The sequence below is a fragment of the Rhodococcus sp. 2G genome, assembly GCF_001886355.1.
Taxonomy (GTDB): domain Bacteria; phylum Actinomycetota; class Actinomycetes; order Mycobacteriales; family Mycobacteriaceae; genus Rhodococcus; species Rhodococcus pyridinivorans.
Genome location: NZ_CP018063.1, coordinates 2,582,056 through 2,603,405, shown reverse-complemented (window position 1 = coordinate 2,603,405; position 21,350 = coordinate 2,582,056). Strand labels below are relative to the sequence as shown.

17 protein-coding genes and 1 pseudogene are annotated in these 21,350 nt (G+C 69.0%); 10 read left to right on the top strand and 8 right to left on the bottom strand.

Annotated features, from left to right (window positions below):
- Positions 1 to 13 precede the first annotated feature (13 nt).
- A complete protein-coding gene (locus tag BO226_RS12285) occupies positions 14 to 1,072 on the bottom strand; it encodes an iron-siderophore ABC transporter substrate-binding protein (RefSeq protein ID WP_071935363.1) in 1,059 nt (352 codons plus the stop codon).
- Between the two features lie 46 nt (positions 1,073 to 1,118).
- Positions 1,119 to 2,126: an ABC transporter substrate-binding protein gene (locus tag BO226_RS12280; protein ID WP_071935362.1), complete on the bottom strand. Its 1,008-nt coding sequence runs from the start codon at positions 2,124 to 2,126 to the stop codon at positions 1,119 to 1,121.
- A 270-nt stretch (positions 2,127 to 2,396) separates the two neighbouring features.
- Here BO226_RS12280 and ctaD point away from each other — a divergent pair, with 270 nt between their 5' ends.
- From ctaD to BO226_RS12265, 3 genes are all read left to right on the top strand, one after another.
- Positions 2,397 to 4,157: an aa3-type cytochrome oxidase subunit I gene (gene ctaD, locus BO226_RS12275; protein WP_071935360.1), complete on the top strand. Its 1,761-nt coding sequence runs from the start codon at positions 2,397 to 2,399 to the stop codon at positions 4,155 to 4,157.
- A 172-nt stretch (positions 4,158 to 4,329) separates the two neighbouring features.
- Positions 4,330 to 5,559, top strand: a complete 1,230-nt coding sequence (serB, locus tag BO226_RS12270) for a phosphoserine phosphatase SerB (protein WP_024101411.1) — start codon at positions 4,330 to 4,332, stop codon at positions 5,557 to 5,559.
- Entirely contained in the window at positions 5,552 to 6,394 is an 843-nt protein-coding gene (locus tag BO226_RS12265) for a peptidyl-tRNA hydrolase (protein ID WP_006554579.1), read from the top strand. Before serB ends, BO226_RS12265 begins: the two co-directional genes overlap by 8 nt.
- A gap of 27 nt (positions 6,395 to 6,421) precedes the next feature.
- On the opposite strand, the gene glgX is transcribed toward BO226_RS12265, so the two are convergent.
- Positions 6,422 to 8,554 (bottom strand): glycogen debranching protein GlgX, encoded by a 2,133-nt coding sequence (gene glgX, locus BO226_RS12260; RefSeq protein ID WP_156895209.1) that lies wholly within the window; start codon positions 8,552 to 8,554, stop codon positions 6,422 to 6,424.
- A gap of 73 nt (positions 8,555 to 8,627) precedes the next feature.
- On the opposite strand from glgX, the gene BO226_RS12255 reads away from it, so the two are divergent.
- The 5 genes from BO226_RS12255 to BO226_RS12235 are packed head-to-tail and all read left to right on the top strand — an operon-like array spanning position 8,628 to position 13,315.
- Positions 8,628 to 9,458: an ABC transporter ATP-binding protein gene (locus tag BO226_RS12255; protein ID WP_006554577.1), complete on the top strand. Its 831-nt coding sequence runs from the start codon at positions 8,628 to 8,630 to the stop codon at positions 9,456 to 9,458.
- Between the two features lie 44 nt (positions 9,459 to 9,502).
- Positions 9,503 to 10,336, top strand: a complete 834-nt coding sequence (locus BO226_RS12250) for an NUDIX hydrolase (RefSeq protein WP_006554576.1) — start codon at positions 9,503 to 9,505, stop codon at positions 10,334 to 10,336.
- A gap of 10 nt (positions 10,337 to 10,346) precedes the next feature.
- On the top strand, positions 10,347 to 11,126 hold the full coding sequence (locus BO226_RS12245) for an enoyl-CoA hydratase-related protein (RefSeq protein WP_071935357.1): 780 nt from the start codon (positions 10,347 to 10,349) through the stop codon (positions 11,124 to 11,126).
- Between the two features lie 53 nt (positions 11,127 to 11,179).
- Positions 11,180 to 12,157, top strand: a complete 978-nt coding sequence (locus tag BO226_RS12240) for a class I SAM-dependent methyltransferase (protein ID WP_019288412.1) — start codon at positions 11,180 to 11,182, stop codon at positions 12,155 to 12,157.
- Complete coding sequence (locus tag BO226_RS12235; RefSeq protein WP_071935355.1) at positions 12,158 to 13,315, top strand: THUMP-like domain-containing protein; 1,158 nt, start codon at positions 12,158 to 12,160, stop codon at positions 13,313 to 13,315.
- A 24-nt stretch (positions 13,316 to 13,339) separates the two neighbouring features.
- Here BO226_RS12235 and BO226_RS12230 read toward each other — a convergent pair whose 3' ends face one another.
- On the bottom strand, positions 13,340 to 14,656 hold the full coding sequence (locus BO226_RS12230; protein ID WP_071935354.1) for an outer membrane protein assembly factor BamB family protein: 1,317 nt from the start codon (positions 14,654 to 14,656) through the stop codon (positions 13,340 to 13,342).
- Between the two features lie 93 nt (positions 14,657 to 14,749).
- Here BO226_RS12230 and BO226_RS12225 point away from each other — a divergent pair, with 93 nt between their 5' ends.
- Together BO226_RS12225 and BO226_RS12220 are read left to right on the top strand one after the other, a co-directional pair.
- Entirely contained in the window at positions 14,750 to 15,508 is a 759-nt protein-coding gene (locus BO226_RS12225) for an acyltransferase (protein WP_006554571.1), read from the top strand.
- A gap of 34 nt (positions 15,509 to 15,542) precedes the next feature.
- A pseudogene (locus tag BO226_RS12220) lies at positions 15,543 to 17,044 on the top strand (amidase).
- A gap of 13 nt (positions 17,045 to 17,057) precedes the next feature.
- Here BO226_RS12220 and BO226_RS12215 read toward each other — a convergent pair.
- Genes BO226_RS12215 through BO226_RS12200 form a run of 4 tightly spaced genes read right to left on the bottom strand, consistent with a single transcriptional unit; the run spans position 17,058 to position 21,188 of the window.
- Positions 17,058 to 17,600: a GNAT family N-acetyltransferase gene (locus BO226_RS12215; protein ID WP_006554569.1), complete on the bottom strand. Its 543-nt coding sequence runs from the start codon at positions 17,598 to 17,600 to the stop codon at positions 17,058 to 17,060.
- A complete protein-coding gene (locus tag BO226_RS12210; protein ID WP_006554568.1) occupies positions 17,597 to 18,844 on the bottom strand; it encodes a glycosyltransferase family 4 protein in 1,248 nt (415 codons plus the stop codon). Before BO226_RS12210 ends, BO226_RS12215 begins: the two co-directional genes overlap by 4 nt.
- Complete coding sequence (locus BO226_RS12205) at positions 18,841 to 20,361, bottom strand: 1,4-alpha-glucan branching protein domain-containing protein (protein WP_037216018.1); 1,521 nt, start codon at positions 20,359 to 20,361, stop codon at positions 18,841 to 18,843. The genes BO226_RS12210 and BO226_RS12205 overlap by 4 nt, the downstream gene beginning before the upstream one ends.
- Positions 20,362 to 20,387: 26 nt before the next feature.
- Positions 20,388 to 21,188 carry a class I SAM-dependent methyltransferase gene (locus BO226_RS12200; protein WP_071935353.1) on the bottom strand — a complete coding sequence of 267 codons (801 nt, stop codon included), beginning with the start codon at positions 21,186 to 21,188 and terminating at the stop codon, positions 20,388 to 20,390.
- Positions 21,189 to 21,350 lie beyond the last annotated feature (162 nt).

Genomic DNA, 21,350 nt, shown 5'->3' with positions numbered 1-21,350 from the left:
GTCGAGCCGGCGATCAGTTCGAATATCCGTTGAGGGTGTACGTCAGGTCGGTGAGGATCGCCCGCGCGGCGACCGGTCCGGGGGTCGACCACACGTCGTCGGTCACGGAGAACAGACGGTTGTCGCGCACGGCCCCGAGGTCGAGCCACTCGTCGGTCTGCATGTAGTCCTTGCCGGCCTCGAGTCCGTCCTCACCGGCGAAGCGTACGAAGATCACATCGCCGTCCGCCGGGGCCGGGTCCTCCGTGTCGACGGCCTGCCACGGTTGTCCGTCGACGACCGCGAACCGCTGGGCCGGGGGCCGGGCAGCGCCGACGTCGCCGAGCACCTGCCCCGCGAACGACGCGGTGCCCTCCACGGTCGGGCCGTCGGCCGTGAACCGGACGATCGACGCCTGCGTCTGGGACGACACGAGCTCGCGGCCCAGATCGCGCGCGGCCGTCGCGTAGTCGTCGAGCACGCGACGTGCGGCCTCCGTGCGCCCGAGCGCCTCACCGACCCGCACGAACTGTTCCCTCCAGAAGACCGGATCGGACCCGACCAGCACGGTGGGTGCGATGCCGCTGAGGGAGGCGTAGACGTCCGGGGCGGTGGAGGAGCCGAGGATCACATCCGGCTGTGCGCGCTCGATCGCCGCGACGTCCGGGTTGCCCGCGGCACCCACGGGCGGGAGTTCTCCGATCCCGTAGCCGAGATATTCCGGCCGGCCGGTGAGCTCGGCGCTCGCTCCCACGACGCGCTCCCACAGCCCCAGGGCGCACACCGCGTCGAGCGCCGCGGGGTCGAGGACGACGATCCGCTGCGGGTCGGCGGGCACATCCGACCGGCCTGCGGTGTGCAGGACCGGCCGGGTGCCGGTGGTGGGCTGTCCCGGATCGAGCGGGGAGGGGAGTGCGCACGCGGTCGACGTGTCCCGGTCGATGCCCACGACCGACGCACCGGCGATGCGGGTCGTGGTGCGCATGATCTCCGATGCGTCGTCGTCGGGAGGTGTGGAGCATCCGGCCAGGGCTGTCGTCACCGCAGCGACGGCTGCGACGAGTACTGCTCGTGACCGGTGCACGGAAAACACGTCGGACCAACTCCTGTAGGACGCTGCTCGGATCGGACGGCTCAGGCTATCCGGTCGTGTGACGGTCGACGCCGAAGGTGTCCGCGAGGTCGTCGAGGATGCGGTGCGCACCCTGGATGCTCACCGGCATCATCCACACGCTGTCGTCGACCTCGACCTTCCGTCCCTGCAGGTTCTCCCACAGCGGATTGGTGACGAAGGGTTCGGCCGCCGCCTGCGCCTTGCCGTCGCCGAGGTCGTAGGTGGTGACGAAGATGACGTCCGCCTCGGCCTCGGTGATCAGTTCGGGGCTGATGGCGTTCATGATGCTCGACGGATCCGACGGGTCGGGACCCTGGCTCGCGGGGCGGGCGAGACCGGCGTCCTCGAGCACGATGCCGCTGAACGAGGTGGTGCGGTACAGCCGGGCCGTCGGTTCACCGGCGAAGCGGACGATCGAGATCGTCGGGTTGCCGGCCTTGGCGTTGATGTCCGCACCGATGGCCGCGGCGCGCTCCTCGTACTCGGAGATCTTCTGCTCGGCGAGGTCCTCCTTGCCGATGGCCTGCGCGACGAGGCGGATGTTGTCCTTCCACGTCGGTCCGGTCGACTGGGAGAAGACGGTCGGGGCGATGGCGGACAGTTCCTCGTAGTTCTCTCCGTCGCGCACCTCCGCCGAGAGGATGAGGTCGGGTTCGAGCGCGGCCACCTGTTCGAGGCTCACGTTCGCGGTCTTGCCGACGGACACGGCGTCGGTCGCGTACTGCTGCGAGTCGCCGAGATAGTCGGGGAATTCGTCGGTGCGGTAGTCGACGTACCCGACGAGAGGTGCCTCGAGGAGAAGCACGGCGTCGGAATAGCTCGTGTCGAGCGCGACGATGCGGGTCGGCTCGCTCTCGATCGTGGTGGAACCGCGGAAGTGTTCGACGGTCCGGGGGAAGCCGGCGGCCGAGTCGGACGCGGTGTCGGTGGTCGCGTCGTCGGAGGTGTCGGCCGAACTGCAGCCGGCGACGAGGAGTCCGGCGGTCAGCAGTGCTGCCGCGAACCGGGCTGGTCGGGAGGAGAGAACAGGCACGGGTCGTCCTTCTGTGATTGCGGGGGGAAGTGCACCCTAACCCGTGCTGTTCGCGCGTGGTGGGGTCACCTGGTCTCGCCCTTGCATGTGAGGTGCAGCACAGCCTCGGATTGTGGTTGTCGGCTCCGCTCCAGGTAGCCTCGCGAGTCGAGTACGACAGTGAGTAGGACCCGGAGGGCGACCGTTTCGGGCAGGGTCTACGATTCGATGAGCGCAAGCCAGAGACCGTTCGCCTCCAGCCCGAGGTCGAGCGCGCATTCAGGAGGATTAGTGACTGCCGTAGCGCCCCAGCCAGTCCCAGAGATAGCTGCAGCAAGGCCGTACCCGCCGCGGCAGGGACCCAAGGGTTCGTTCATCTACAAGATGATCACGACCACAGATCCCAAGATGTTGGGGATCATGTACATGGTCACCTCGTTCGCCTTCTTCCTCATCGGCGGCCTGATGGCCCTGCTGATGCGCACCGAGCTCGCGGTCCCCGGCCTGCAGTTCCTGTCGAACGAGCAGTTCAACCAGCTGTTCACCATGCACGGCACGATCATGCTGCTGATGTACGCGACGCCGGTCGTGTTCGCCTTCGCGAACTACATCCTGCCGCTGCAGATCGGCGCCCCCGACGTCGCCTTCCCGCGCCTGAACGCCTTCAGCTACTGGCTGTACCTGTTCGGCGCGACGATCGTCATGCTCGGCTTCGTCACCCCCGGCGGTGCCGCGGACTTCGGTTGGACGGCGTACACGCCGCTCACCAGTGAGATCCACTCCCCGGGTGTCGGTGCCGACTTCTGGATCCTCGGCCTCGGCGTGATGGGTCTGGGCACCATCCTCGGTGGCGTCAACTTCATCACCACCGTGGTGTGCATGCGTGCACCGGGCATGACCATGTTCCGGATGCCGATCTTCACCTGGAACATCCTGATCACCAGCCTGCTGATCCTGCTCGTGTTCCCGCTGCTGACCGCCGCCTTCATGGGCCTGTTCGTCGACCGTCACCTCGGTGGCCACATCTACGACCCCGCCACCGGCGGTGTGCTCCTGTGGCAGCACCTGTTCTGGTTCTTCGGTCACCCCGAGGTGTACGTCATCGCGCTGCCGTTCTTCGGCATCGTCTCGGAGATCTTCCCGGTCTTCTCCCGCAAGCCGATCTTCGGTTACACCGGTCTGGTCTACGCCACGATGGCCATCGCGGCGCTGTCCATCGCCGTGTGGGCGCACCACATGTACGCCACCGGCGCCGTGCTGCTGCCGTACTTCTCGTTCATGACCTTCCTGATCGCCGTCCCGACCGGTGTGAAGTTCTTCAACTGGATCGGCACGCTGTGGAAGGGCCAGATCACCTTCGAATCGCCGATGCTGTTCTCGGTCGGCTTCATCGTGACCTTCCTTTTCGGTGGCCTGACCGGTGTCATCCTCGCGAGCCCGCCGCTGGACTTCCACCTGCACGACTCGTACTTCGTGGTGGCGCACTTCCACTACGTGCTCTTCGGCACCATCGTGTTCGCGACCTACGCCGGCATCTACTTCTGGTTCCCGAAGATGACCGGCAGGATGATGGACGAGCAGCTCGGCCGCTGGCACTTCTGGCTGACCTTCATCGGTTTCCACACCACCTTCCTGGTGCAGCACTGGCTCGGTAACGAGGGCATGCCGCGTCGCTACGCCGACTACCTGCCGTCCGACGGGTTCACCACCCTGAACACGATCTCCACCATCGGTGCGTTCGTGCTCGGTGCCTCGACGCTGCCGTTCCTGTGGAACGTCTTCAAGAGCTACCGCTACGGCCAGGTCGTCACGGTCGACGACCCGTGGGGCTACGGCAACTCGCTCGAGTGGGCCACCAGCTGCCCGCCCCCGCGGCACAACTTCACCGAGCTGCCGCGGATCCGCTCGGAGCGTCCCGCCTTCGAGCTGCACTACCCGCACATGGTCGAGAAGATGCGCGCCGAGGCGCACGTCGGCCCGGGCAGCGACAAGCACAACGTCAACGTCCTCGAGGGTGCCGACCGTACCCCCGGCGACCATCCGCGCGCCTGAGCGCAGATCGACGATCGACCGAAGCCCCACCCGTTCACCGGGTGGGGCTTCGGCCTTTCCGTGGGTCCGGACCCGCGAACGGGAGCGGCGGTTCGCCCTGCAACAATGAACGAGCGAGCCGGTACGCGCGTGCGTCCGTGTGTACCTCGACAGACAAGCGATCGGAGACGTAGTGGCGTCTGACAGCACGGTGCTGGTGACCGTGACCGGACCTGACCATCCCGGCGTGACCTCGGTGCTCTTCGCAGCGCTGACGCGGCACGACGTCGACCTCCTCGATGTGGAACAGGTCGTGATCCGTGGCCGGCTCACCCTCGGTGTCCTCCTCGTCTGCCCGACCGATGTCGAAGCGATGCAGGACGAGGTCGAGTCCGCGATGGCCACCATCGGCATGCACGCCGACGTCCAGATCGGTGCCGAGCGCGGCGCCCGCACCGTCTCGACCCACGCCGTCGTCGTGCTGGGCAGCCCGGTCAGTGCCAAGGCGCTGCGATCGGTGGGCCGCACCCTCGCGGCCCAGGGCGCGAACATCGATTCGATCCGCGGCATCGCCGACTACCCGCTCACCGGCCTCGAGCTGATGATCACCGCGCCCGACACCAGCGTCGAGGCCGACGCCGCGCTGCGGCACGCCCTCGTCGAACTCGCCGCGGGCCTCGACGTCGACATCGCGGTGGAGCGCGGCGGTCTCGCCCGTCGTTCCAAGCGCCTGATCGTCTTCGACGTCGACTCCACGCTCATCCAGGGCGAGGTCATCGAGATGCTCGCCGCGCACGCCGGAGTCGAGGACAAGGTCCGCGAGGTCACCGAGGCTGCGATGCGCGGTGAGATCGACTTCGCGCAGTCCCTCGAACAACGCGTCGCGACCCTCGCGGGTCTGCCGGCGACCGTCATCGACGAGGTCGCCGAGCAGCTCGAACTCACTCCCGGTGCCCGCACCACGATCCGGACGTTGCGTCGGCTCGGCTTCCGCTGCGGCGTCGTCTCGGGCGGCTTCCGCCAGGTGATCGACCCGCTCGCACACGAACTCGAACTCGACTTCGTCCGCGCCAACACGCTCGAGATCGTCGACGGCAAGCTCACCGGGCGAGTGGTCGGCGACATCGTCGACCGCGCCGCCAAGGCACGCGCCCTCCGCGAGTTCGCCGACGAGGCGGGCGTGCCGGTCGAGCAGACCGTCGCGGTCGGCGACGGTGCCAACGACATCGACATGCTCTCGGCCGCGGGCCTGGGCGTGGCGTTCAATGCCAAGCCGGCCCTGCGCGAGGTCGCCGACACCGCCCTGTCGTATCCCTACCTCGATGCGGTGCTCTTCGTCCTCGGCGTCACCCGCGAGGAGATCGAGGCGGCCGACCGCGTCGACGGAACCCTGCGCCGCGTCCCGATCGACGGCAGTGTCTGAGCTGGACCCCGACTTCGCGGACACGGCGCCCGAGCCGGTCTTCGAGGCCGCACCCGATCGGGTCTTCGACCCGGCCTCGGATCCGGGTTTCGCCGAGCGCCACGGCGTACTCACCCGCGGTTACGGGCACCGGCCCGACCCGGAGGATCCGGCGAAGGTGCAGGCGATGCCGATTGTGCTGCACATCCCCAAGGTCGATCCACCCGCCCGCAGTGCGGTGCTCGAAGCCGCCGCGATGGCCACCGTGGCACTGTGTTTCGACCCGCGGGTCGGTCCCGGCCCGGACGGCGAACCCGGTCCGTGGCAGGAACCCTTCCTCGCATGGAACGACGCGCGGATCCGGAAGGTCGCCCGCCGCGCCCGCGGAGCGCACTGGCGTGCCGCGCAGGACGTCGACGGAGTCACCGTCGACCACGCCGGTGCCCAGGCCCGGGCGTTCGTGCCCGGCCCGGTGGGGGAACTGGACCCGCGCATCTCCCGCCTGCAGATCGGTGGCACCGACCTGCCCCACGACGATCCGCCCCCACCGGCGGACGGCGTTCCGGTCCTCTGGGTGCAGAAGGACCTCGAGATGACCGTCGGCAAGGCGGCCGCGCAGGTCGGTCATGCTGCGATGCTGTTCGCGGGGGCACTGGACGTCGACACCGCACGCGCTTGGGCTTCCGACGGATTCCCGTGTGCCGTCCGCGATGCGGACGAGGCCACCTGGCGCGAGCTGCTCGCCCGCGTGGAAGCCGGCACGGCCGTCGCGGTCCGCGACGCGGGCTTCACCGAGGTGGCCCCGGGTTCGATCACCGTGATCGCGGTGCCCGGCACGGTCGACGAACGAGCCTGACCTCCACCGGCGTCGTGCCGCCGTGGATCATCCTTGCTCGATGGGTCCGTCGTCCGCGATCCAGAAGATCAGCACCGTCGGACCGTCGACCGGGTACGAACTTCCCACCCGCATCGGGGAGGTGTCCGCGGGCCTGCCGTCGGGGGCACTCGAATCGAAGACGCACACGATGTTGCCGCGATACCACTCGGGTCCGGCGAGGGTCACCGTGGCGGCGTCGCCCGAATGCAGAACGAACAGCCCGCTGCTGTCCTCGAGAGTGACGCCGGTGCGGGTCACGGTGCCGAGTTGCGAGCCGTCGACCCAGCCCTGCAGCGTGCGGCGACTGTCGTCCTGCCACGCATCCTCGTCGAGTTCGATCCCCTCGATGCCGAACCACACGAGATCGGGATAGCCCACGGACCGGGCGCGGCCCTCGAAGAAGCGTCGCTGCCGCAGCACCGGGACGCGCGTGCGCAGGCGGAGCAGTTCGCGCACGTAATCCGTTCGCGCACGGTCGGCGTGCTCCCAGTCCAGCGGCCAGGCGTCGCGGACGGGGACGTCCTCGGGGACGCAGTAGGCGTTGTTGTTGCCGTTCTGCGTGTGCCCGAACTCGTCGCCGGCGAGCAGCATCGGTGTGCCCGTCGACAACAGCAGCGTCGCGAGCATCGCCCGGATGTGCCGGTCGCGGGCGGCGAGGATCTCCGGATCGTCGGTCGGCCCTTCGACCCCGTGGTTCACCGACTCGTTGTTGTTCGACCCGTCCCGGCCCTCCTCACCGTTCTCGTCGTTGTGCTTGCGCTCGTACGAGACCGCATCGGCGAGGGTGAAACCGTCGTGGGCGGTGACGAAGTTGACCGACATCCACGGCTGCCGGATGTTCCTGTCGTAGAGGTCCTCCGAACCGGTGAGCCGCGACGCTATCTCGCGGATCCCGGAACGTCCCGCCCAGTAGCGGCGGACCGTGTCGCGGTAGCGGTCGTTCCATTCGGCCCATTGCGCGCCGAAGTTCCCGAGCTGGTAACCGTGTGCGGTGGCGTCCCACGGTTCGGCGACGAGCTTGACGTCGCAGAGGACGGGATCGGTGACGATCGCGGTGAGCAGTGCCGCTCGCGGATCGAAGGCCCCACCGCGGGGACGGGCCAGCGCACTGGCGAGGTCGAAGCGGAAGCCGTCCACCCCCATCACGTCCGCCCAGTACCGGAGGCTGTCGCACACCATCCGCACGACGATCGGTGAGGACGCGTCGAGGGTGTTGCCGCACCCCGTCAGGTCGATGTCCCGTCCGTGCGCGTCGAGCAGGTAGTAGCCGGGCGCGTCGAGACCGCGCCAGGACAGACTCGGACCGTCGACCGATGCTTCGCACGTGTGGTTGTAGACGACGTCGAGCAGCACCTCGAGCCCGGCGCTGTGGAAGGCGTCGACCATCGTTCGGAACTCGGCGATCTCGTTGCCGGGCGTGACGGCGTAGGCGGGATGCGGCGCGAAGTACGAGGCGGTCGAATAGCCCCAGTGGTTGCGCATCCCCCGCGCACGCACCGACGGCTCGGTCACGAAGGCCTGCACGGGGAGCAGTTCGACCGTCGTCACTCCCAGCCCCACCAGGTGGTCGATCACCGACCGGTGGGCGAGTCCGAGATAGGTGCCGCGCAGTTCCGGCGGCACGAGCGGGTGACGGGCCGTGTACGAACCGACGTGCAGTTCGTAGACGACGGTGTTCTCCCACGGCACGCGGGGTTTGTCGTGCATGGGCGTCAGGACGGGGGTCACCACCGACAGAGGTGTGTGGCCGAGCGAGTCGGTGCTCGACATCGCACCGAACGGGTCACCCTGGTGAGGGATCAGCCGGTCCGGATCACCGACGTCGCCGACGATCCGGCGGGCCCACGGGTCGAGCAGGATCTTGTGCGGGTTGGTGCGCAACCCCCACTGCGGTTGCCACGGCCCGTAGGCGCGGTAGCCGTACCGTTGCCCGGCGCCGACGCCGGGGACCACCCCGTGCCAGACCCCGTAGGTGCGGTCGGGCAGGTCCACGCGGTGTTCGTTCCCGTCGTCGTCGACGAGGCAGACCTGGACGCGGTCGCTGTGCGGGGCGTGGACGGCGAAGCGTGTCCCACCGTCGACCGGGGTGGGGCCGAGCGGGAAGGCGGCCCGGTCGGGGAGCGCGACCGAGCCGGACACGACAGCAGATTCGGATGCGGAGGACGACACGGGAACCGATCCTGCCGCGTTTCGGGCTCGGGCGTAAGAGAAGATGGTCCGCGTGGCACAACCTGATCCCGATTTGCTCATCGAATTCGACGACGTAGTGGTCCGACGCGGCGGGAACGTCCTCGTCGGTCCCGTGACCTGGAAGGTGGAACTCGACGAACGTTGGGTGGTTCTCGGACCCAACGGGGCAGGAAAGACCTCGCTGCTGCGGGTCGCGGCGGCCGAGACGTTCCCCACCTCCGGCACCGCGCACGTCCTCGCGGAGACGTTCGGAAAGACGGATCTGTCCGAACTACGACCCCGGATCGGATTGTCCTCCGCGGCCCTGGCCAACCGGGTGCCGAACGACGAGAAGGTCACCGATCTCGTGCTCTCCGCGGGCTACGGCGTGCTGGGCCGGTGGCGCGAGCAGTACGACGACATCGACACGAGCCGCGCGGTGGAGATGCTCGAGAGCCTCGGCGCGGAACATCTCGCCGACCGTCTGTACGGGACGCTGTCGGAGGGCGAACGCAAGCGTGCGCTCATCGCCCGGGCGCTCATGACCGACCCCGAACTGCTGCTGCTCGACGAGCCCGCGGCCGGTCTGGACCTCGGCGGTCGCGAGGAACTCGTGGCCCGGCTCGGCACGCTCGCGGCCGACCCGGATGCCCCTGCGATCGTGCTCGTCACCCATCACGTGGAGGAGATCCCGCCGGGCTTCACGCACGCGCTGCTCCTGAAGGAGGGCGGTGTGGTCGCCCAAGGCCTGCTCGACGACGTGATCACCGCCGAGAACCTCAGCGCGGCGTTCAGTCAGTCCATCTCGCTCGACAAGGTCGACGACCGGTTCTTCGCCCGCCGCACCCGCCAGGCGGGACGGCACCGCCGGTGACTCCGGGTCGGGTGGTGCCGGGACCGATCGGTTAGGTTGAGGCCATGGCCAACAATCGCTCGGCATCCACCTTCGATCCCACCGCGGTACCCATCCGCGACGCGTCCACCGTGATGCTCGTGCGGGACTCTGCGCGCGGCGTCGAGGTGTTCCTGCAGCGTCGTGTCGTCGGCATGGACTTCGCCGGCGGCATGACCGTCTTCCCCGGCGGGGGTGTCGACACTTCCGACACCGACGCCGAGGTGCGGTGGACCGGACCGGACGTGACCTGGTGGGCCGAGCGGTTCGGTATCGGCGAGGCGCAGGCCCGTGCGCTGGTGCTCGCGGCCGTGCGCGAGACCTTCGAGGAGTGCGGCGTGCTGCTCGCCGGACCCACCGAGGATTCGGTGGTGGCCGACACCGGTGACTACGCGGAGGCGCGTCGTCTGCTGGAAGCGCGCGAGTTGTCCTTCGGCGACTTCCTGGAGAAGGAACAGTTGGTGCTGCGCGCCGACCTGCTGCGTCCCCACGCGAACTGGATCACCCCGCTGGGGGAGCGGCGCCGCTACGATACGCGTTTCTTCGTCGCCGCGGTACCGGAAGGACAGCGGGCCGACGGCAACACCAGCGAGACCGATCTGGTGCAGTGGCAGACCGCGGAGGAGGCCCTCGCCGACTGGCGGTCGGGCCGGTGCATCCTGCTCCCGCCCACGTGGAGTCAGCTGTCGATCCTGTCGGGCTTCGCCACGGTCGCCGACCTCATGGCGGCGGATCCGGTCATCGAGCCGATCCTGCCGATCATCAGCCGTCGCGACGGGGCGGTCCACATCGCGTTCGACGGGGACGAGGCCTACTACGAGGTCGGTACTCATCCGTGGGCCCAGCGCTCCGACATCTAGGCTGAGGACCATGGCTGAATTCGTGACCCTCGACGTCTCCGACGGCATCGGCACCATCCGTCTCGACCGCCCTCCGATGAACGCGTTGAACCGGCAGCTCCAGGAGGAGATCCGGGCCGCTGCGCGCGAGGCGACCGTCCGGTCCGACGTGAAGTCGGTGATCGTCTACGGCGGCGAGAAGGTGTTCGCGGCCGGCGCCGACATCAAGGAGATGGCCGACCTGAGCTACGTGCAGATGAGCGAGATCGTCGGCGACCTGCAGTCGGCCCTCGGGTCGATCGCCGACATCCCCAAGCCCACCGTCGCCGCGATCACCGGCTACGCCCTCGGTGGTGGCCTCGAACTCGCCCTCGGCGCCGACCGGCGCATCGTCGGCGACAACGTCAAGCTCGGCACGCCCGAGATCCTGCTGGGCATCATCCCCGGTGGCGGCGGCACCCAGCGACTGGCTCGGCTCGTCGGCCCGGCGAAGGCGAAGGATCTCGTCTTCACCGGTCGTTTCGTCGGCGCCGACGAAGCCCTGTCGATCGGTCTGGTCGACGAGGTCGTCGCCCCCGACGACGTCTACGAGGCTGCGCGTCGCTGGGCCGGGCAGTTCAGCGGCGCCGCCTCGCGCGCGCTCGCCGCTGCGAAGGCCGCGATCGACCAGGGCCTCGACACCGATCTGGATACGGGTCTGAAGATCGAACAGCACGTCTTCGCCGCGCTGTTCGCCACGAAGGACCGCACCATCGGCCTCGAATCGTTCATCGAGAACGGGCCGGGCAAGGCGAAGTTCGTCGGCGAGTGATGCCGACCGGCACCTGCACTTGTCCACAGCTTACCGATGAGTAGGATCACCGCATGACTGCCAGCAGGACCGACGGGGTCGACCCCGCGCCGAATCCGCACGCCACTGCCGAAGAGGTCGCAGCCGCGCTCGAGGACACCAAGCTAGCCCAGGTGCTCTACCACGACTGGGAAGCCGAGACGTACGACGAGAAATGGTCCATCTCGTACGACGAGCGGTGCATCGACTACGCCAAGGGGCGGTTCGTCGCCGCGGCCGGCGATCAGCCGCTGCCCTACGAGCGCGCACTCGAACTCGGCTGCGGCACGGGCTTCTTCCTCCTCAACCTCATGCAGGGTGGGGTCGCGAAGACCGGTTCGGTGACCGACCTGTCGCCCGGCATGGTGAAGGTCGCGCTCCGCAACGCCGAGAATCTCGGCCTCGACGTCGACGGCCGCGTTGCCGACGCCGAGACCATTCCGTACGACGACGACACCTTCGACCTCGTGGTCGGCCATGCCGTGCTGCACCACATCCCGGACGTCGAGCAGTCGCTGCGCGAGGTGCTGCGCGTGCTCAAGCCCGGCGGCCGTTTCGTCTTCGCCGGTGAGCCCAGCACGATCGGCAACTTCTACGCCCGCATGCTCGGCCGGGTCACGTGGGAGGCCACCACCAACATCACCAAGTTGCCTTTCCTGCGCGACTGGCGTCGTCCGCAGACCGAGCTCGACGAGTCCTCCCGGGCGGCCGCCCTCGAGGCCGTCGTCGATCTGCACACCTTCGATCCTTCCGATCTCGAGAAGCTGGCCTCCTCGGCCGGAGCCGTCGAGGTCAAGGCGTCGAGCGAGGAGTTCGCCGCGGCCCTGCTCGGCTGGCCGGTGCGCACCTTCGAGGCCGCCGTCCCGCAGGAGAAGCTGGGCTGGAACTGGGCGAAGTTCGCCTTCGGTGGCTGGAAGGCGCTGAGCTGGGTCGACGAGAACATCCTCGAGCACGTCGTGCCCCGTAGCTTCTTCTACAACGTCATGATCACCGGTGTGAAGCCCGGCAAGTAGTTGGGTTACGACTTCACCCTCGCCGACGTCGAGTACCTGACGTCGGACGACGGCCGCGACGCCCTCGCGAGCGTCGCCGACCGGGAGCTGTCGACGCGTACGCGCCTCGCCGACATCGGCTGGGCGCGTACGCGTTTCGGCGATCGTGCCGGAATGCTGGTCGAAACCGTCATCCTGCGGCGCAAGACGGAGGCGAAGATCGCCGGCGGCGGCGAGTGGGTGCTCACCGACGACGCTCTGCAGCAGTCCACGCCCACGCGCGTCGCGGCCCACCGCGCGAAGCGGTTGCGAGGGCGCACAGTGCACGACGTGACGTGTTCGATCGGCGCCGAGCTCACTGAACTCGTCGGGGTCGCCGAGACCGTGATCGGCAGCGATCTCGACGACGTGCGGCTGGCGATGGCCGCGCACAACGTCCCCGGGGCGTACCTCCTGCGCGCCGACGCCCTGCGTCCGGTCACGCGAGGCACCACCGTCATCGCCGATCCCGCACGCCGTTCGGGCGGGCGACGGACCCACGATCCGGCCGCGCTGCAACCACCGCTGCCCGATCTCCTCGACGCCTACGCGGGCCGCGATCTCGCCGTGAAGTGCGCACCGGGACTGGATTTCGACTCGTTCGACTGGGTCGGTGAGGTCGAGGTCGTCTCGCTCGACGGTGGAGTCCGCGAAGCGTGCCTGTACTCGCCGGGATTGAGCACTCCCGGCGTGCGCCGACGGGCTGCAGTACTGCGTTCGGACGGAACCGGTTTCGAGATCACCGACGCCGCGGACGACGACATTCCGGAACGGGAGCCGGGGGAGTGGATCGTCGACCCCGACGGCGCGATCGTGCGCGCCGGTCTCGTCCGCCACTACGCGGCAGCCCACGGACTGTGGCAACTCGACCCGCGGATCGCCTATCTCACCGGCGACAGCCTGCCCGACGGAGTACGGGGTTTCCGGATCGTCGAGCGTCTCAAGTACAGCGAGAAGACACTCCGTCAGGCGCTCGCCCGCCACGACTGCGGCGCGGTCGAGATCCTCGTGCGCGGCGTCGACGTCGACCCGGCGTTATTGCGTCCGCGCCTGAAACTGCGCGGGTCGGCCTCGCTCAGCGTGGTGCTCACCCGCATCGGCCGGACGCCGGAAGCCTTCGTCTGCACGCCGTCGCGCTGACCGCCCTCACACGGGCGGCCGTTCTCACACGGACTGCGGTTCGCGCAGCACCACCACGTCCCCGTCGAGGGTCGTGATCACGAACTCCCCGCCCGGGCCGACGCCGGTGCCGACCGGCAGTCCGGTGGCGGGATCGAGGGGTTCCTCCTCCATCGTCGCTCCGTCCGCGAGATCGAGCACCGCCGCTGAGAGACCCCTATCGCCGTCGACGACCACATAGGCCCGGCCGTCGGCGGTCACCGCCGGCGCACCGTACGGAGTCACGTCCGCCCGCTCCCACTCGACTTCGACGCTGTCGCCGCCGTCGCGCAGGGCCGTCAGCGGGGCGCTGCCGTCGGCCGACGCGAGGAGCAGCAGTCCGTCCTCGGTGACGGCGGGACCGAGCGCCGTGGGACGGCCGGTCTCGTGGGCCCATCGCGCTTCGCCTGTCTCGGCGTCGAGCGCCCACAGGGCACCCTCCCCGTCGTGGACGTAGACGGTCGAACCGTCAGCAGACAGAACCGGACTCGTCACCGCACCTCCGGGGAGGTCGGGTACCGACCACTCCTCGATGACCACGGCGTCATCACCGGCCGTGTAGCGCAGCGCCACGAGCGCCGACCTGTCCGAACCCGGACGCCACACGGTGACGAAGACACGGTCGGTGGCGGTGTCGACGGCCGGGGTGGTGGCGACCGGGCAGTCCTCCGAACCCCCGAAGCAGGCGGGGAGGCCGTGATCGCTCGCGAGTCGCGGCAGGTTCTGCCCGTCCTCGAGGGTCGGCACCGGCACCAGATCGAACAGCGGTGCCTCGAGTTGTCCCGTCTGCGGGTCGACGACGTTGACCTGACCGAAATGCGTGACCACCAACAGGCTTCCGTCGGAGGTGAACTGTGCGCTGCGGGGGCTGCCGCTCACGGGAATGCGCCAGCGACGCTGGCCGTGCTCGTTGAACGACAGCAGTCCGCCGTCCTCACCGACGTAGATGTTCGCGACGCCGTCGGAGACGGGGGTGATCGTCGTGACGGCCGGGGCGAGACGCGTGCACCAGCGCTTGCGGCCCGTGTCCATCTGGAAGGAGAACAGATTGCATCCGGCCTCCGTCGCGGCCGCCACCGAGACCTGGCCGTTGGCCGCGATCCCGGCGGGGGAGCCGACCGGGCCGCCCAGCGGACGCGTCCAGCCGGGCGCGAGGTCGTCGACGCTCTCGGCGGTCGCGGTGTTGCTGTTGCGGGCATCGGAGTGCCGTCCCGGCCAGCCACCGCTCGACAACACGTCGTCGGTGCCGGCCCCACCGCCGCACGCGCTCAGCGCGAAGACTACCGTCAGCGCCGGGACCGCGGTCCGCAGGACACCCCGCATCACTCAACTCCTCCACAGGCGAACGATTCGACGTGTCAGCGTATCGGGCCGGGGGTCGTGAGCCGCGAACGAGGCGGACCGTAGGCTGCCCCTATGACGAGCATGTGGGGTGCACCTCTGACGGCGAGGTGGCGCGGGTCCCGTCGGAGGGATCCCGAACAGGTACGATTCCTGACGCTGTCCTCTCTGAAATGGGTGCTGGACAACAAGGCGTACACGCCCTGGTACCTGGTCCGGTACTACCGCCTGGCGAAGTTCCGGCTGGCCAATCCGCACGTGGTGCTGCGCGGCATGGTCTTCCTGGGCAAGAACGTCGAGATCCACGCGACGCCCGAACTGTCGCGCCTCGAGATCGGCCGCTGGGTCCACATCGGCGACGGCAACGCCATCCGCTGCCACGAGGGTTCGCTCCGGATCGGCGACAAGGTCGTCTTCGGCAAGGACAACGTCGTCAACACCTATCTCGACATCGAGATCGGCGCGTCGACGCTGGTCGCAGACTGGTGCTACATCTGCGACTTCGACCACCGCACCGAGGACATCACCTACCCGATCAAGGACCAGGGCATCGTCAAGAGCCCCGTCCGGATCGGTCCGGACACCTGGATCGCCGCGAAGGTCACCGTGCTCCGCGGCACCCGGGTCGGCCGCGGTTCGGTGCTCGGAGCGCACGCGGTCGTCAAGGGAGACATCCCCGATTTCAGTATCGCGGTGGGTTCGCCCGCCAAGGTCGTGAAGAACCGTAAGGTGGCGTGGGAGAGCGCCGCTGCCGAGCGTGCCGCCCGGGAAGCGGCGCTCGCAGATATCGCACGGAAGAAGTCGGTAGACACGCCCGCAGGCGTCCACCAGTAGCGACGCGGGCCGGGACACTGTCGGCGGACAGCAGATGGATTACTCGGAGTATCGGAGTCACGACGCGACCGGCCTGGCCGAACTCGTCGCGACGGGGCAGGTATCGGCGAGCGAGTTGCTCGAGACCGCGATCGCGCGGCTCGACACGGTCGAACCGACACTGAACACCGTCGTCCGCAGGTTCGACGACAAGGCCCGTGTCCTGGCACGCGAACCGCTCGACGGTCCGTTCGCCGGGGTGCCGTTCCTGCTCAAGGATCTGGGGCAGGATCTGGCCGGTGAGCCGACCTCGTGCGGGTCCCGTGTCCTCGCGGACCTGCCGATGGACGAGAACTCGGTGATCGTCGACCGGTGGCTCGGAGCCGGCCTGGTCCCGTTCGCCAAGACCAACACCCCCGAGTTCGGGGCGAAGGGCATCACCGAGCCCGAGGCGTTCGGGGCCACCCGAAACCCGTGGATCCGTCGGTGACGCCGGGCGGGTCATCGGGTGGTTCCGCCGCGGCGGTCGCGGCCGGCGTCGTTCCCGCGGCGGGAGCGAGCGACGGCGGCGGCTCCATCCGCATTCCCGCCGCCTGCTGCGGGCTCCTCGGGCTCAAGCCCGGACGCGGACTCGTGCCCACCGGTATGCGCGGCGGGGAACCGCTGCACGGCGCGGCTACCAACGGGGTGATCTGCCGGACGGTGCGCGACGCCGCTGCCTTCCTCGACGTCATGGCGGGCCCGTACGCGGGTGGGCCGTATCTCGTCGAGCGTGCCCGGTCGTACGCGGAGGCCGCGCGCTCGGCGCCGAAGCGGTTGCGGATCGGATACGAGACCGCGTCACCGATCGGGACGCCGGTCGATCCGGAGGCAAAGGCCGCGGTGGACGCTGCCGTCGCGGTGCTCGAGGAACTCGGCCATCACGTCGAACCCGCCTCGACGGGTATCGACGAACGGCGTCTCGCAGAGGACTTCCTCATCATGTGGTTCGCCACGGCTGCCGCGGAGGTCGCCGAGGCCTGCCGCCTCACCGGAGCACGACCCGAGGACTTCGAGTTCGACACCCGCATCATCGCCGCCGTAGGCAAGGCGACCTCGGCGTCGGACTACATTGCGGCCCATGCCCGCTGGGCCGAGTACGCGAGCGGTCTCGCGCAGTTCCACGAACGCTACGATCTGCTGCTCACGCCGACACTCGCCTTCCCGCCGTCGCGCATCGGCGAACTCGACACGCCCCGCTGGATGCGGCGTGCCGGCGAGGCGCTCCTGCCTACCCGCACCGCGTGGATCGCGACCCGGGCCGGTTTCATCGACCGGGTGGTGGACGACAATCTGGGGCGCACCCCCTACACGCAGCTGGCCAATATCACCGGGCGCCCGGCGATCTCGGTGCCGTTGCACTGGACGGTGTCCGGTCTGCCGCTCGGGGTGCAGTTCGTCGGCCCACTCGGTGGGGAGAGTGTGCTCCTCGCCCTCGCAGGCGAACTCGAACAGGCCCGGCCGTGGTTCGATCGGCAGCCGCCGCTCGCTCCGGCCGAGTTGTCCGCTACCTCGTGAGTCGAAGGTCGACTCAGGGTCGGCCCAGTGGCTTCCGGTAGACGACCGTTTCACATAGGACCGCAAGAGCCGGAACGAGTTCCGGATGGCGCGTATCGAGCGGCGCGGGCTCCTCCGGCACGTACCCGAGCCGGGTGTAGAGCCGGTCGAGGAACACCTTCGACTCGTGTGAGGTGTCGCGCGGACGGATCACCTCGAGTTGCATTGCCTCGAAACCTCGCTCGGCGAACTCCGTCTCGACGGTGTCGATCAGGACGCGGCCGACGCCCGTGCCGCGGACCTTCGGGTCGGAGGCGAGCATCCCGAACTCGGCCGTCGTCGCGTCGACCGGGGTTACTCGGATACAGCCGACCACCCGGCCGTGCGAGCGGGCGATGCGAATGCTGCCCTCCCGCGCATATCGGGTGATCTCGTCCGTGTCGGTCCGTGTGGTGCCCGGTACCCACATGCCGTCCTCGGCCACCGCGTAGACCGCGTTGAGCAGTGCGGTGACGGCGACGATATCGGATTCGTGCGGTGCCAGGCGCTCGATTTGGACCGTGTGCTGCTCGTTCATCCGCGGTCCGGGAGGGGACGTTGGGGGACCGTGGGGCGTGCGAGCGGGTGACGCACCCGCCGCTTCGCCGACGAGTAGACCTGCGCGGTTTCTTCGGCGACGCGGCGCCAGTCGAAGTCGTCGGTCAGTCGTGCCCGGGCCGCCCGCGCGCGCACTCGGGCGGCCTCGGGATCGTCGAGGGTTTCCCGGACGGCCGAGACGAGTCCGGCCACGTCGCCGGGCCGGAACGACAGTCCGGTCACGCCGTCGACCACGGCTTCGCCCAGGCCGCCGGCGGTGGACGCGATGAGCGGGGTACCCGCTGCGGCGGCCTCGAGGGCGATGATGCCGAACGGCTCGTAGCGGCTCGGCAGCACGATCGCGTCGGCGCCGTGCAGCCAGCCGAGCAGTTCGGTGTGGTCGAGGTTGCCGAGGAAACTCACCGAGCGTGCGACGCGGTGTACGCGTGCCTGCTCGCGCAGCCACTCGAACTGGGTGCCCTCACCGGCGACCACGAGGGTCGTGCCGGGATGCGAGCGGCGGATGCGGGGGAGCGCGGCGATCGCGTCCTGCACACCCTTCTCGTATTCGAGGCGGCCGACGTACAGCAGTCGTGCCGGCCCGGGACGCGGTTCGCGGTCGCGGTACGACCAGGTGGTGATGTCGATGCCGTTGCGGATCACGGAGATCTCCGGCAGGTCCGGACCGTACAACTCGGTGACCTCGTCGTGCATCGACGCCGAACACGTGATGAGACGGTCGGATTCGTTGGCGAGCCACCACTCGACGGAATGCACCTGGCGGTTGATCCGGCCCGACAGCCAACCGCTGTGGCGACCGGCCTCGGTCGCGTGCAGGGTCGACACGAGCGGCACGTCGAAGTACTCGGCCAGCGCGATCGCGGGGTGGGCGACGAGCCAGTCGTGGGCGTGGACGACGTCCGGATACCAACCTTCGCCGATGCCGCCGCGGGTCAGCCCGATCCCGGCGCGGACCATCGCGTGGCCCATCGCCAGCGTCCAGGCGATCATGTCCTCGCCGAAGTCGAAGTGGGGTGCGTCCTCCGCGACCGCCACCACGAGCACGCCGTCGGCGATGTGGCTGATCGTGGGGTGGGTCGACGCATCGGTGCCGGTCGGGCGACGTGACAGCACCACCACCTCGTTGCCCGCCGCGGCGAGTTCGGTGGCGAGATGATGGACGTGTCTGCCCAGGCCGCCAACGACGACGGGTGGGTACTCCCATGAGACGAGCAGAATCTTCATCGCGGGCCTCCGTGGCGTCCGGGCAGTCGTCGGGCGTCGAGTCCTGGGAAGAGATTGTCGGCGCGGTTCCATCCGTCGGCCAGACGCCGTGCCGTCTCGGTGCGTCCGGAGTCGACCGCCTCGGCGATCTCACGAAGGGCGTGGGCGTGTTTGTGCGCGCGGTCGCGGGCATAGGCGGCGGCGGTGTCCTTGCTGACCATGAACGCCCAGTCGCTGGAGACCGTCAGCAGCGCTTCGCGCACCATCTGGTCGTGCACGCGGTTGCGGAGCGCGACCGACGACGTGCTCTGCTCGCGGGACTTGTCGATGCTGTCGAGGGTCGTGCGCACCACCTCGTCGTTGAGACGCACGAGATCGGCGACCTGGTCGCCGGCCCAGACCCGCCAGTCCTTGCCCGAACCCCACGACGAATTCTCGAGATCGACGGAGGCGCCGACGTATCCGCGGTCGCGGGCATCGGCGAGGGTTCCCACCTCGATGCCGGCCTCGGGAAGCGCGCGGAGCAGTCGTTCGAGGAAGATCGGACCTTCGAACCACCAGTGGCCGAACAGTTCCGTGTCGAAGGCCGCGACGACGAGTGCGTCCCGGCCGATGCGGCCGGATTCGCTGCGCAATCGCTGCCGGACGGTCTCGACGAAGTCGGCGACGTGCCGGTCGACGGCGTGCGACGCGAGTTCGGGATCGTAGGGCGCCTTCTCGTGCGAGGGCACCGTGCGGCCCGTGACGCGGGACGGTTTGAGTCCGGTGTCGTGGCAGTAGGTGTGGAAGTCGCGGTAGGCGGAGTGGCCGGGATAGCCGGACTTCGGCGACCACACCCGGTACGAGACCTGCAGGTCGCGGCCGAAACACACGACGTCCGAGTCGCGGACCGTGCGGCCGAGCGAGGTGTCGCCGCGCAGCGCAGGACCGTCGACCATGAAGTGCTCGACTCCCGCTGCGGCGTAATCGTTCTCCATGCCCGGCGTGTAACCGCATTCCGGGCCCCAGATGCCGCGGGGGCGATGGTTCCAGCGGGCGTGCGCGTCGGCGAGACCTTCGGACAACGAGAAGGTGCGCAGTCGCGGGTCGAGGAGGGGCTGGAACGGATGGGCGAGAGGCCCACCGAGCAGTTCGATCGCGTCGGCGTCGATCAGCTGCCGCACGACGGGGGATCCGCCGTGGCGCCATTGGGTTTCGAAGTCCTCCAGTGCCGCGGTGGCGGCGCGGTGCTCGCGGGCGCCGAGTGCGCGGTAGGACTCCTCCCGCATGCCGGCCGCCTCGTGCGCGCGCAGTTGCCAGTTGCCGAGCCAGTGGTGCATCCCGGCGAGGCAGTGCGGGTCGTCGAGTTGCGCGGCCAGTACCGGGGTGATGCCGAGTGTGAGCATCCGGGTTCGGCCTTCGGCGGCGAGCCGCCGCAGCACGTCGGTGACGGGCAGATAGGTCGCTGCCCACGACTGGTAGAGCCATTCCTCGCCGACGGGCCACCGGCCGTGGTGGGCGAGCCACGGGAGGTGGGAGTGGAGGACGAGCGCGAACATCCCGGGTTCGCGGGACGATGCGGCACTCACGGAGCGGTGTCCTTCGCTGCGGGGTCCTTCACGGCGATCGCGACCAGATCGAGGCTCGCATCGATGTTCTCGGGGACGATGGCGAAGTCGTCGGTGGAGACCATCGCGACGTCGGCGGTGAGATCGTCCGGCCACGGCTGCCCGGCGAGGGCGCGCTCGATCTGGGCGTCGATGAACGATCCGCTGTGCTTGGCATCGAGTGCGCGCAGCGTGGGGCCGTGGTGCACGCCGGTCATGAGTTCGACGCGGAAGCCGGCGTCCTCGAGCAGTTCGGTCAGTTCGGCGGCGTTCAGCTCACGGGTGTGGAAGGGGTTGAGCGGGGTGTCGCGGCCGGGGGAGAAGGTGATCCGGTTGGGAGTGCTGATGAGCAATTCGCCGCCGGGGGTGAGAACGCGGTGACATTCGCGTAAGAACTGTGTCTGATCCCACAAATGCTCGATCACCTGGAAGTTCACGACCGTATCGACCGATTCGTCCTCGAGGGGAAGTTCGGCGAGGTTTCCGTGCCGGATGTCCACGCGGGGGTAGCGCGCGCGGATGTGTGCGACGGCGCTCTCGTCGTAGTCGAGGCCGATCACGCGCGTCGCCACATCGGCGATCATGTCGGCCCCGTAGCCTTCGCCGGCGCCGGCCTCGAGCACGGCCCGGTTCACGCAACGGGGGAGAAAGTTCTGGTAGACGACCTCGTGACGTCGGAACCAATAGTTCTCCTCGGCGATGCCGGGGACCGTCCGTTCGCCGGTGAGGGGGAGGGCGTGCGCGTCATCGGCGCGGGCGGGGGTGTCGCTCACCGCCACGACATTAGACCTCTCCCCGGAGGGGTGGTCTCCGGTGTTCCAGATCACAGGTTTCGTCGTCCTTCCGTACGGCTATGGTGAACCGGGAATCCCGTCAAGTTACTGACTGGTAACTTAGCGGCTGATAATCTATCGCACACGCCGTGCGAAAGACACGAGTGC

Bases quoted from the DNA above. Each gene is read 5' to 3' on its own strand.
- BO226_RS12255 (WP_006554577.1), top strand. From the start codon at position 8,628: ATGGTCCGCGTGGCACAACCTGATCCCGATTTGCTCATCGAATTCGAC.
- BO226_RS12210 (WP_006554568.1), bottom strand. From the start codon at position 18,844: ATGAAGATTCTGCTCGTCTCATGGGAGTACCCACCCGTCGTCGTTGGC.
- BO226_RS12230 (WP_071935354.1), bottom strand. From the start codon at position 14,656: ATGCGGGGTGTCCTGCGGACCGCGGTCCCGGCGCTGACGGTAGTCTTC.
- BO226_RS12240 (WP_019288412.1), top strand. From the start codon at position 11,180: ATGACTGCCAGCAGGACCGACGGGGTCGACCCCGCGCCGAATCCGCAC.
- BO226_RS12245 (WP_071935357.1), top strand. From the start codon at position 10,347: ATGGCTGAATTCGTGACCCTCGACGTCTCCGACGGCATCGGCACCATC.
- BO226_RS12205 (WP_037216018.1), bottom strand. From the start codon at position 20,361: ATGTTCGCGCTCGTCCTCCACTCCCACCTCCCGTGGCTCGCCCACCAC.
- BO226_RS12250 (WP_006554576.1), top strand. From the start codon at position 9,503: ATGGCCAACAATCGCTCGGCATCCACCTTCGATCCCACCGCGGTACCC.
- BO226_RS12225 (WP_006554571.1), top strand. From the start codon at position 14,750: ATGACGAGCATGTGGGGTGCACCTCTGACGGCGAGGTGGCGCGGGTCC.
- BO226_RS12215 (WP_006554569.1), bottom strand. From the start codon at position 17,600: ATGAACGAGCAGCACACGGTCCAAATCGAGCGCCTGGCACCGCACGAA.